10 protein-coding genes are annotated in these 10,903 nt (G+C 71.2%); 5 read left to right on the top strand and 5 right to left on the bottom strand.

Annotated elements, in window-relative coordinates; translation table 11 throughout:
- Positions 1–22 precede the first annotated feature (22 nt).
- Positions 23–1,267, bottom strand: coding sequence for a M14 family zinc carboxypeptidase (locus J8M50_RS09930; RefSeq protein WP_010354204.1), 1,245 nt, complete (start codon positions 1,265–1,267; stop codon positions 23–25).
- Between the two features lie 209 nt (positions 1,268–1,476).
- Here J8M50_RS09930 and J8M50_RS49670 point away from each other — a divergent pair, with 209 nt between their 5' ends.
- Together J8M50_RS49670 and J8M50_RS09920 are read left to right on the top strand one after the other, a co-directional pair.
- Positions 1,477–2,040 (top strand): ThiF family adenylyltransferase, encoded by a 564-nt coding sequence (locus J8M50_RS49670; RefSeq protein ID WP_010354203.1) that lies wholly within the window; start codon positions 1,477–1,479, stop codon positions 2,038–2,040.
- A 159-nt stretch (positions 2,041–2,199) separates the two neighbouring features.
- Positions 2,200–3,366 (top strand): hypothetical protein, encoded by a 1,167-nt coding sequence (locus tag J8M50_RS09920; protein WP_010354202.1) that lies wholly within the window; start codon positions 2,200–2,202, stop codon positions 3,364–3,366.
- Here the strand turns inward: J8M50_RS09920 and J8M50_RS09915 are convergent.
- A complete protein-coding gene (locus J8M50_RS09915) occupies positions 3,293–4,189 on the bottom strand; it encodes an EamA family transporter (protein WP_010354201.1) in 897 nt (298 codons plus the stop codon). The two genes, J8M50_RS09920 and J8M50_RS09915, sit on opposite strands and share 74 nt — an antisense overlap.
- Positions 4,190–4,307: 118 nt before the next feature.
- On the opposite strand from J8M50_RS09915, the gene J8M50_RS09910 reads away from it, so the two are divergent.
- Positions 4,308–4,811, top strand: coding sequence for a MarR family winged helix-turn-helix transcriptional regulator (locus J8M50_RS09910; protein WP_010354200.1), 504 nt, complete (start codon positions 4,308–4,310; stop codon positions 4,809–4,811).
- A 59-nt stretch (positions 4,812–4,870) separates the two neighbouring features.
- Here the strand turns inward: J8M50_RS09910 and J8M50_RS09905 are convergent, their stop codons facing one another.
- Positions 4,871–5,119, bottom strand: a complete 249-nt coding sequence (locus J8M50_RS09905) for a hypothetical protein (protein ID WP_029183925.1) — start codon at positions 5,117–5,119, stop codon at positions 4,871–4,873.
- Positions 5,120–5,211: 92 nt separating this feature from the next.
- Positions 5,212–6,129 carry a quinone oxidoreductase family protein gene (locus tag J8M50_RS09900; protein WP_010354198.1) on the bottom strand — a complete coding sequence of 306 codons (918 nt, stop codon included), beginning with the start codon at positions 6,127–6,129 and terminating at the stop codon, positions 5,212–5,214.
- A 101-nt stretch (positions 6,130–6,230) separates the two neighbouring features.
- Here J8M50_RS09900 and J8M50_RS09895 point away from each other — a divergent pair, with 101 nt between their 5' ends.
- Positions 6,231–6,671, top strand: a complete 441-nt coding sequence (locus tag J8M50_RS09895) for a MarR family winged helix-turn-helix transcriptional regulator (protein WP_010354197.1) — start codon at positions 6,231–6,233, stop codon at positions 6,669–6,671.
- Between the two features lie 78 nt (positions 6,672–6,749).
- Here J8M50_RS09895 and malQ read toward each other — a convergent pair whose 3' ends face one another.
- Entirely contained in the window at positions 6,750–8,750 is a 2,001-nt protein-coding gene (malQ, locus tag J8M50_RS09890; RefSeq protein ID WP_010354196.1) for a 4-alpha-glucanotransferase, read from the bottom strand.
- A gap of 131 nt (positions 8,751–8,881) precedes the next feature.
- Between malQ and J8M50_RS09885 the strand changes: the two genes are divergently transcribed.
- On the top strand, positions 8,882–10,882 hold the full coding sequence (locus J8M50_RS09885) for a TerD family protein (protein WP_050987234.1): 2,001 nt from the start codon (positions 8,882–8,884) through the stop codon (positions 10,880–10,882).
- The last annotated feature ends 21 nt before the right edge of the window (positions 10,883–10,903 follow it).

Here is a 10,903-nt window from a genome sequence, read left to right as displayed (position 1 = left end):
TGTCGACGCCGGGCGCCCTTCGTCATGCCGTCAGGCGAACCGTCTCGATCATCGTCCGCACCTGTAGTCCCGTCTGCGCGGACACCGGGACCCACCGCAGGTCGAAGGACTTCTCCAGTTCCTGGAGCCAGTCGTGGAGGAGGACGGCGAGGACGTCCGCGGCCTGCGTGCCCGCGAGCGCCCGGTGGAGCATCGCCGCCGCGCGGATCGGGACACGGCGGGCCGAGATGCCGAGGGCCGTGGAGTGGCCCCGGTGGCCGGGGGGTTCCTCGGTGGCCCAGGTCTCGACGATGGACGGGGCGACACCGATGAGTTCGAGGGCGGCCGTACGGAGGGGGATCAGCGCCTCGGGGACCTTGGCGAGGGCCGACTCGGGTACGGCGTCGGTCAGTTGACGCGTTCGGTCCAGGAGGAGTTCGTTGACGCGAGCCGTCTCACCGTACGGGTCGGGGGCGGGGGTGGGGTCGTCCACGCCGGCCACTGCCCGGGCGGGGGACTCGACGATGGTCGTGAGCGTGCCGTACCGGCGGGGGTGCAGCCAGGTGCTCTCGGCGACGTAACCGCTCTGGTCGCGTTCGCCGACGCCCGCTTCGTCGGGGAGGACCAGGACTCCGGGCGGCCTCGGGCGCCAGTCGATGCCGTCGAGGGGGTGGTGGGTGAGGGGGATGTCCAGGCGGGCGGCGATCCGGCGGAAGGCGGCGGCGATGCCGGGGTGCTCGCGCGTCAGCATGACGAACGCACCGCCGAACTCGATGCCGTGCAGGGTGAATTGAACGTCGGGACGGAGTTCGTCGAGCAGCCGTACGAGCGCGGCGGACTCGGGGAGCGACTCCCCGCCCACCGGCATCGACTCCGGCTGCCACCCGAACTGCGGCCGGTAGAAGCGCCGGTAGGACTCCGCCAGCGACGGCTCGGCCCCCTCCTGTGGCTGCCCGCCTTCCGCGAGCATCGCCCCGTCCGGGTCCAGGCAGAGCAGGAAGTGCCAGGTGCAGTCGAGAGGTTCGAAGCGGTGCGGCCGGTGTGCCAGGAGCCTGGCCAGCCTCAACGCCGAAGCCCCGCCCACCGGTTCGTCCGCGTGCGCCCCGGCGACCGTGAGGATCTGCCGGGTCCCGTGTCCGGCGGAGAGCAGCCACAGGGGTCGTCCTGCGCGGCTCTCGCCCACGGCACGAAGGCGGAGGTCGCGCGGCGCCGAGGAGACCAGCGCGCGGGCCCGCCGCTCAAGGTCGCCGACGTTCGGAAAGGGCGACGAAAGGGACGGTGTCCGCACGCCGGTCCCCCCGTCTCAGGAGCCCTGTGAGTTGCTGGGGGCCGTGGTTTCCTTCTTCTCCAGCGGGCGGATCACGATCTTCGTTGCCATGCCAACTCCCTTTCCCGGCAAGGATGTCAGGTGTTCCATGGGATCCCCGGGGGTATCTGCTGTCAAGTGCGCCCCACGGGGCCACGAGGCCCGGGTGATGCCCCAGCGACGGAGGCTCTGTGGACGTGGTCGAGATGCTCGCGCTTCCGCGCGTCAAGCCCGAGCACCGCCCGTACCGGACCGTGGACGGCAACATCCGCATCGGCAGCGTGATCTACGGCATCGGCGCGGAGATCGAGGACCCGCAGGGCTGGATCTGGACCCTCGTCGAGACACTGGACGGCACGCGAAGCCCGTCCGACATCATCATCGAAGTCCGCTTCCGCCACCCGGACTTGGCTCCCGAGGACGTCCCGCAAGCCCTGGCGGATCTCTACGGCGCCGGTTTCGTCGAGGACATCGGCGCCCCCAACCCCCTTCCGCCCCACGAGCGCGAGCGCCACAGCCGAGGCGTCCCTCTCCTGCACTGGATGGACCGGGGCCCCCGCCGCACCCCCTGGGACGCCCAACTACGCCTGCGCGAGGCCCGGATCCTCCTGATCGGGCTCGGCGGCACGGGAGGCCACGCCGCGCAGAACCTGGTGGCCTCCGGTGTCGGTCACCTGCATTGCGTGGAGCCGGACACCGTCGAGCTGTCCAACGTCCCGTCGACATCTGGCGCTGGGCCAACCGCGTCTGCATAGCCGCCCGCCTGCCCTGGGTGGACGCCGGCTACCGCGGCCCGTTGGCGACGGCGGGCGTCTACGTCCCCGGCACCGGCGCCTGCTGGGAGGTCTGCGCGAGGGCGAGTTCGCGCGCCGGGACCTGCGCCGCTGCCCGGCCTGCGGCCAACTCACCCCGCGATGACCCGAGTTCGCCTGCATTCCGACGTCCGCTCACGCCCTGACGGTGAGGAGTGGATCGTCGGCCGGCTCTCCACGGGCCGGACGGTCGCACTCCCCAGGACGGGGAAACGGGCTCTGGACCTCCTCGCCGAGGGCCTCACCGCGCCGGAGGTGGCGACTCGGCTGCGTACCGAGACCGGCGAGGACATCGACGTACCGGACTTCGTGGAAGCCCTGGTCGCACTGGGCTTCGTGGTGGAGCTGGACGGCGAGGGGGCCGCCGAACCGTGCCACCGGCCGCCTCCGTTGGCCAAGATCCGCCCCCGGCACGTCCGTTGGCTGCTGCATCCGGTACTTCCGTTCCTCGTGGCGGCGTTGGCGACGGCAGCCGCCCTGAGCCGTCCGCCGGTCCCCCTGAGCCACCGCACCCTCCTGTGGAGCGACCACGGCAGCGCCGTCCTCGTGTCGGGCGCCTGCTTCGGCTGGGCCCTGATCATGCTGCACGAGTACGCCCACCTCCTGACAGCGCGGGCGACCGGCGTGAACGGCCGCATCGGACTGGGCACCCGCCTCCAGTTCCTGGTCGTCCAGACCGACATCAGCGGCATCGAACTCGCCCCCCGCCGCCACCGCCTGACCGCCTACCTCTCCGGTATCGCGGTCAACGTCACCGCCGCTTCCCTGCTCGCTCTGGCGACACACGCGGTCGACGGCACCCCGCGCCGCCTCCTCGCCGCTCTCGCCCTGCTCTCCTTGCTCCCGGTCCCGTTCCAGCTCATGGTCTTCACCCGCACCGACCTCTACTTCGTCCTCCAAGACCTCCTGCGCTGCCGGGACTTGTACGGCGACGGCCTGGCGTACGCCCGGCACCTCTCCCGGCGCCTCCTCGGCCGCGCCGCCCCCGAGGACGATCCCAGCCGTGCGCTGCCCGCCCGCGAGCGCCGCTCGGTACGGCTCTACAGCGCCGTACTCGTCATCGGTACGGCGCTGTGCCTGAGCGCTCTCGCCGTCGTCACCCTTCCCGCCGATGCGGTCCTCCTCGCCGACGCGCTCGCGGACCTGGGCTCCGGTTCCTCGGTGGGTGAGCGGCTGGACGCGGTCGCCGTCGTCGTCACACTCGGTGGAGTTCACGCTCTCTGGGCGCGGACGTGGTGGCGCGCGCGGCGGGCCTCAGTTGCCCGATGACGGTGGCCCCCAACGCCACCCCCATGCCCACGAGTTGCAGCGCCGTCAGCGACTGACCCAACGCCGCCCACCCCACGACCGCCGCCGTCACCGGCGAGAGGGAGCCGAGCAGTGAGACCTGGGCGACGGAGAGGCGGCCGATTCCTCGGAACCAGAGCCAGTAGGCGACGGCCGTGTTGGCTAGGGCGAGGTACAGGTAGCCGCTGATCGCGCGGGCGTCGAGGGCGGGGGGTGCGCCTTCGGCGAGGAGGGCGATGGGGGCGATCAGGAGGCCGCCTGCCGTCAGCTGCCAGCCGGCGAGGGTGAGGGGGCCTACGCCGGAAGGACGACCCCACTTCTTCGTCAGGACCGTACCGGCGGACATCGAGGCCGTGGAGGCCACTGCGGCCGTAATACCCAGGGTGTCCAGCGCGCCGCCCGCCTTGAGGACTACGAGGGTGACGCCGAGGGCCGCAGCTATGCCCGTGAGGAGGGGGCGGAGCGTCGGCCGTTCGCGGAGCACCACCGTCGAGAGGGCGAGTACGAACAGCGGCCCCGCCGAGGAGACCGCCGCCGCGAGCCCCCCGGGCAGCCGGTACGCGGCGAGGAACAGCAGCGGGAAGAACGCGCCGATGTTGAGCGCGCCCAGCACCCCCGCCTTCCACCACCACGCGCCGCGCGGCAGCGTGCGGGTGAGGGCGAGGAGGAGCAGGCCGGCGGGGAGCGCGCGCATGAGGCCGGTGAAGAGGGGCCGGTCCGGCGGGAGGAACTCCGAGGTCACGGCGTAGGTGGTGCCCCAGGAGATGGGCGCGAGGGCGGTGAGGAGGACGGTCGTGGACTTCATGGGACACCCCGGTCAGGTAGCTCGACGATGATTAGCTTAGCACTAAGCGAATTAGAGTCAAGCTACTTAGAAGTAAGCCAGTCGGAGGCAAGCCGGTGCCGCTTGAGATACTCGCCCCATGAGCACGCCCCCCAAGGACCCCGTGGACGCGATCGTCGACCAGTGGGCCGCCGCCCGCCCCGACCTCGACACCGCCGCGATGGAGATCTTCGGCCGCATCTCCCGCATCGCCCGCGCCATGGGCGACCGCGCCGAACGCGCCTACGCCCCGTACGGCATCTCCCGGGGCGAGTTCGACGTCCTCGCGACGCTGCGCCGCTCCGGCGCGCCCTACTCCCTCTCGCCCCGCGAACTCTCCTCGACCCTCATGCTCACGACCGGCGGCATGACGGGCCGCCTCGACAAACTCGAACGCGCGTCACTGCTGCGCCGCTCCCCCGACCCCCACGACCGCAGGGCCCTGCGCGTCACTCTTACGGAGGACGGTCTCAGGGTCGTCGACCAGGCGGTCGAGGCCGGCCTTGCCGTCCAGCAGCAGGCGATCTCGGTCCTGGACGCGGAAAAGGTCGGCCAGTTGGCCGACCTTTTGCGGGAGTTGCTGCCGGGTACTACGCAGGAGTAACTCTCGGGGCGTACCCGGTTAGTACTCAGGCAGCACCCGTATGACTCAGTAAGCGGACGTCAGGCCTTGGAAGCCTTGGGCTCGCGGTCCTTCGACCGGTCCAGGACCCAGACCAGGCCCGCGATCACGAGGAAGATCCCGATGGGAGCCACGACGAAGAGGCCCAGCGTGTCGACGACACTCAGACCCGGACCCGGGTCGTCACCGTCGTCGCGCGTGAGCGCGAGCGCGGGGGACGACATCAGCAGCATCATCAGCGTCGTACCGGCCGCCAGGGTGCCGGCGCGCAAGGCGTTCTTCTTGTCCACGGTGCAAAAGTAGCGAACGCCGGGGGAGGGCGCTCGTCCGGGGTGCCTTAAAGGACCGGGCGGGGCGAGGCGAAGGGACCGGGCAGGGGGGATCAGGGGACCAGTACGACCTTCCCGAGATTGCCCCGTGTCTCGATCACCCTGTGCGCGCGTCCCGCCTCCGCCAACGGGAACTCCGCGAAGACACGAGGCCGCAGCACGCCGGCGCTGTACCGCTCCCACAGCTCGCCCACCCACCCCGCGTACGTCTCCGGCTCGCGCCGCGCGACCGCCGCCACCTGGAATCCGGTGACCGAAGCACTCCGTACGAGCAGTTCGTACGCGTCGACCGTCCCGCCACCCGACCCGAACGCCACCAGCCTCCCGCCCGGCGCCAACACCCGTACGGCAGGCCCGAGTACGTCGCCGCCGACCCCGTCGAGGACGACGTCCACCGGGTCGCCCCAGCTGTCGTCGCCGTACAGCACGACCTCGTCGGCACCGAGTCCGCGCACGAACTCCGCTTTGTCCGCGCTGCTTACGGCGGCCACGACCCGCAACGCCCCTTTGTTCCGCACGAGTTGCAGCGCCAGCGACCCGATCGCGCTCGCGGCGGCCGTGACCAGGACGGTGTCCCCCTTCTCAACTCTCCCCACCTCCACGACTCCTCGCGCCACCGCACCGCTCCTCACCAGCGCCACGGCGTCGACGGCGCTCGCGTCCTCGGGTACGGCGGACGCCATCTCCGCGCGGAGGGTGGCCAGTTCGGCGTACGCGTGCGAAAAGCAGAGACCGACGACCCGGTCACCCACCGCGAACCCCGTGACCCCGTCCCCCACGGCGACGACCACCCCCGCGACCTCCCCGGCCAGCGGCCCGACCCCCTCGCGCACCTTCCGTACGGCAGGCAGCGTGACGCCGACCGCCTCCGTCCGGACGAGCAGCTCGCCGGAGCCGGGGACAGGGACGGGAGCCTCCTCCAGGAACAGCACCTCGGGACCGCCGCTGACCTCGTACCGGACACGCCGCATGGCCACCTCCTCGGATTCATAGTCATTGGGATTCCCAACGGATTCCGAGGTTAGACGTGAAGCCGTTGGGATGTCCAACGGTTTCTGGTTACCCTGCGGACATGACCGAACCTCGCCCCCTCACCCACATCCAGTCCCTCCCCAGCTGGCTCGCCGGCCGGGTGGCCGCTCGGGGACGTGAGCTGGTCGCGGAGGCATTCGCGGCGGAGGGGCTGCGGTTGGCGCAGCACGCGGTGCTGGCGGCGGTCGCCGAGCACGAACCGGTGGCGCAGGCGGATCTGGTGCGGCGGCTGGGGTTCGACGCGAAGGACGTCGTGCTCGTGATCAACCACTTGGAGGAGAAGGGGTACGCGGTCCGGGAGCCGGACCCGGCGGACCGGCGGAAGAACGCGGTGCGGGTGACGACGGAGGGGGTGCGGGTGCTGGAGCGGTGCGCGGAGCTTGCCGAGCGGGCCAACGCGGAGTTGCTGGCACCGCTCGGGGTGGGGGAGGCGGAGAGGCTGATGGAGTTGCTGCGGCGGGTCCACGAGGCGGCGGAGTAGCTCCTGCGGGGTACGGCGCGGTAGCTCCCGAGGTGTAGGGAGTTACGACCTCAGAGCCACTCCCGCCCACTCAACCCCTCACCCTCCCCCGCTCACCCGCAGCGCCTCGAACAACCCATGCGCCCGAGCCGACCCCGCCAGTTCCTCCAGGCTCACCGGCCTCCCCTCCCCGTCCGCGACCGGCAGCCGCCAGTTCGGGTACTGGTCCCACGTCCCCGGCAGGTTCTGCGGGCGCCGGTCCCCGACCGTGTCCGGCAGCCAGACGCCGACCAGCGAGGCTGGCGTACGCATCAAGTACCGGTACACGGCCCGGACTTGGGACTCCTCGTCGCCATCACCCCCGCCGATCACCCCCAGCCACTCCCGCACATCAGCCGCAGCCGCAGCCCGCTCCCCCTCCAGCGGCCCGTCCAACAACCCCAGCCGCTCCCGAAGTTCGACATGCTCCCCGCTGAGGCGAGCGGCGGTCGACGGCAGGTCGTGCGTCGTCGCCGTGGCGAGGCAGTCGGCGCGCCAGCGTTCCGCCGGGATCGGCCGCCCGTCCCCGTCCCAGTCCCGCTCGAACCACAGGACGGACGTCCCGAGCACCCCACGCTCCCGCAAGGTCTCCCGCACGCCCGGCTCGACGGTCCCGAGGTCCTCGCCGATCACCACCGCCCCCGCCCGCGAAGCCTCCAGCACCAGCACCGCGAGCATCGCCTCCGCGTCGTACCGGACGTACGCACCGTCCACCGGCGCCTCCCCCTCCGGCACCCACCACAGCCGGAACAACCCCATCACGTGGTCGATCCTGAGCGCCCCCGCGTACCGGAACAGCCCCCGCAGCAGCTCCCGGAACGGCCGGTACCCCGCCTCCGCGAGCCGGTCGGGACGCCACGGCGGCAACCCCCAGTCCTGGCCGAGGGAGTTGAAGGCGTCTGGGGGTGCGCCGACCGACATCTCCCGGGCGAAGATGTCCTGTTGGGCCCAGGCGTCGGCGCCGCCCGGATGCACACCGACGGCGAGATCGTGTACGACGCCGAGCGCCATCCCCGACTCCCGCTGTACGGCGCCGAGTTGGGCGTCCGTGTACCAGGCGACCCGGCAGTGGAAGTCGACCCGCCGCATCAACTCCAGCCGCGCACGGGCGGTTTCGTCGGACCGGGGGTCGCGCAGCCCCTCCGGCCACCGCGTCCAGTCGGCCCCGTACACCTCCGCCAGCGCACACCACGTCGCGTGGTCCTCCAGTGCCTGCCCCTGTTCGGCGAGGAAGTCGCAGTACACGGCCCGCCGACCCGGCCCGAGCGGAACGGCGACGACAGCCTCCAACGCCTCGCGTTTCAACGCCCATACGGCGTCCCGGTCGATCAACTCCCCTTTCTCCAGGACGTCTTGCCGCAGCGCGGCACCCCGGGCCTGGAGCACGGCGCCGTCGACGTAGGCGAACTCGGGGATCTCCTCGACCCGCAGATACACCGGATCAGGGAACCGCCGGGACGACGGCCGGTACGGCGAAGGGTCGGTGGGCGGCCCCGGCACGGCCGCGTGCAACGGGTTGACCTGCACGAACCCCGCCCCGAGCCCCCGCCCGGCCCACTCCACCAGCTCCCGCAGATCCCCGAGGTCCCCCATGCCCCACGACCGCCGGGAGAGCAGCGAATAGAGCTGGACGAGAATCCCGTACGACCGTGAGCCGAGCGCGGGCAACCGTGCGGGGGCGACGACGAGTTGAGCCACGCCGGTACGCCCGTCGGGCACGGTGACGGTCAACTCGTGCACTCCGGGCGGCAGTTCCTCCACGCCGTCCCGGACCTCCCCCTCCTCGGTGACGACCCGCACCACGCTCCCCTCGGGCAACTCCGGCGCCGCCCCGCCCACCCACTGCACGAGCGTCGGCGCCACGACCCGCTCCCCCAGCACCCGCCGCCGCTCCCGGATCCCCTCCCGCACGGCCTCCGGGCTCCCGGCGTCGACCCCCAACGCGCCCAGCACCCGCACCAACGCGGTGTCCGAAGCCTCGACCACCCTCCCCGGCCCCGGGCTGAACGACGGAGCGACCCCGTACAACTCGGCAAGCTGCGCCAGTTCCTGATCGGCCACAACGACCTCCTCGACAGGCGGGACGGGTCATCCCAGCACTACCCAGTACGTACTTCACAGACGCCCCCTCAACTCCGCACAACGCCCACTACAGTCTCTACTTGTGCCGTACGTCACACCTGGGGGGTTACATGAAGGAGATGACCAAGGGCTCGAACGTCGCACTGGCGGCGTTGAGCGAGAGCGCCGGTTCGGTGATCGTGAGCCTGAGTTGGGTGAGCCCGACGGGCGAGGGGGACGCGGATGTGTCGGTGCTGCTGCTGGACGAGAACGGAAAGGTGCGCAGCGACGGGGACTTCTACTTCTACAACAACCCCGTCGCCGCCGACGGCAGCGTGCAGATGCTCGGCAAGACGCCGACCGACAGCGGTGACGAGGACCGGATCAGCTTCGACCTGACCGTGGTCCCGCCGGAAGTCGAACGGATCGTCGTGGCCGCGAGCCGCTACGGGGCGGCAGGCTTCGGCGAGTTGGAGGACCTCAAGGTGACGCTGGCCGACGGGAGCGGGGAGGCGCTCGTCGGGTTCGCCATCGAGGACGCGGGGGCGGTCAGCGCGATCATCTTCGGGGAGCTGTACCGGCGGGGCGAGGAGTGGAAGTTCCGCGCGGTCGGGCAGGGGTACGACGCCGGACTCGCGGGCCTGGCAACGGACTTCGGCGTCGACATCGAGGACGACGCGGGCGCGGAGGAGCCGCCGGACCAGCAAGAGTTCCAGCCGGAAACCCTGCTGGAAACCCCGCCGAAAACCCTCCAAGGCCCCCCGCACGAAACGGCGTTGGCCCTGGTCCCAACTCCCCGCGCACCAGCCGAAGAAGAGGCGGCACCGAAAAAACCCGCACGCCCCCGGACCGCGAAGAAGAAAGTCACCGTCCCCAAGACCCCGAAGAAATCCCTCGCGGAGAACGAGAGTTGGCGTCAGTCCCGCCTCTTCCCCGCCTCCGCCCTCAAGAGCGACCACGACCGCGAGACCCGCGCGACCTCCGTCCTCCTCTCGGTCATGGCCCAAGTACCCGAGTTCGGCCGCAGATTGACCGCCGCGTTCGGCGCCCCCGCAGGCCGCATGGAGACGTTCACCGAGGTCTCGCTCCCCCACGGCGACACCCCGAAGCGCCCCGACGGAGTCATCCGCGTCGAGCGCGCCGGGAAACTCTGGACCGCCCTCGTCGAGACGAAGACCAACGGCAACGCCCTCAAGTCCGAGCAGGTGCAGGCGTACATGGACATCGCCGCGCGGCGCGGGTACGAGGCCGTCATCACCCTGTCGAACGACGTCGCCCTCGAAGGCAGCCCCCTCGTCGACGTCAAGGTCGACGGACGCCGTAAGCACAAGGTCGGTCTATGGCACCTGTCCTGGGCCGAAGTCGCCTACCAGGCCCAGATGTTGATCCGCCACGAGGGCGTCAACGACAAGGCGCACGCCTGGCTGCTCCTGGAACTCCTGCACTACCTGCGGCACGAGAACTCCGGCTGCCACGGCTTCCAGAACATGGGCGCGGCCTGGGTCCCCGTACGCAACGGCATCGACGACGAGACCCTGTGCGCGGGCGACCCCCGCGCACTGGACGTCGTGGAGAGCTGGGAACGCCTCGTCCGACAGCTCTGTCTCAGCCTCGGCGGCGAACTCGGCCAGAAGGTCCTGCCGGTCCAGCGCGCGAAACGCGGCGCCGACCCGAAGGAACGCCGCAGCCGCCTCGCCGACCAACTCTGCGTGGACGGACGCCTGTTGGCGGAACTCCGGATCGAAGGCGCGCCGGGAATCCTGGCGGTCGGCGCGGACCTGCGGACGGCGAGACTCCGTACGTCGATCGACATCCCGGCACCGGACCAGGGCTACCCCCTGACCTGGGCCAAACGCCTGATCCGCCACCTCTCCGAGGCCCCCGCCGACCTCCACGTCGAGACCCTCGTCGAGGACGGCACCGGCCCGCGCGGCACCCTCGAACGCCTCCGCCCCGAACCGGCGGACCTGCTCCCGAAAAACCCCGACACCCGCATCACCGGCTTCCGCCTCTCCCTGCTCAAGAGCATGGGCAGCAGCCGGGGCAACGCGGAGTCGGGGTTCATCCGCAGCGTGGACGACGCCGTGAACCGCTTTCACACGGGCGTCGTCGTCCACCTGGATCGGGCTTAGGGTCTGTCCGGCGGATCAGGC

Origin of the sequence: Streptomyces acidiscabies (assembly GCF_020010905.1) — a bacterium.
Classification (GTDB): domain Bacteria; phylum Actinomycetota; class Actinomycetes; order Streptomycetales; family Streptomycetaceae; genus Streptomyces; species Streptomyces acidiscabies.
Note: the sequence above shows the minus strand (reverse complement) of the source record. Positions and strands in the feature narration are given on the sequence as shown.

Excerpts from the sequence above, each read along its gene's own strand:
- J8M50_RS09885 (WP_050987234.1), top strand. The coding sequence starts at position 8,882 with ATGAAGGAGATGACCAAGGGCTCGAACGTCGCACTGGCGGCGTTGAGC.
- J8M50_RS09910 (WP_010354200.1), top strand. The coding sequence starts at position 4,308 with ATGAGCACGCCCCCCAAGGACCCCGTGGACGCGATCGTCGACCAGTGG.
- J8M50_RS09920 (WP_010354202.1), top strand. The coding sequence starts at position 2,200 with ATGACCCGAGTTCGCCTGCATTCCGACGTCCGCTCACGCCCTGACGGT.
- J8M50_RS09915 (WP_010354201.1), bottom strand. The coding sequence starts at position 4,189 with ATGAAGTCCACGACCGTCCTCCTCACCGCCCTCGCGCCCATCTCCTGG.
- J8M50_RS09895 (WP_010354197.1), top strand. The coding sequence starts at position 6,231 with ATGACCGAACCTCGCCCCCTCACCCACATCCAGTCCCTCCCCAGCTGG.
- J8M50_RS09900 (WP_010354198.1), bottom strand. The coding sequence starts at position 6,129 with ATGCGGCGTGTCCGGTACGAGGTCAGCGGCGGTCCCGAGGTGCTGTTC.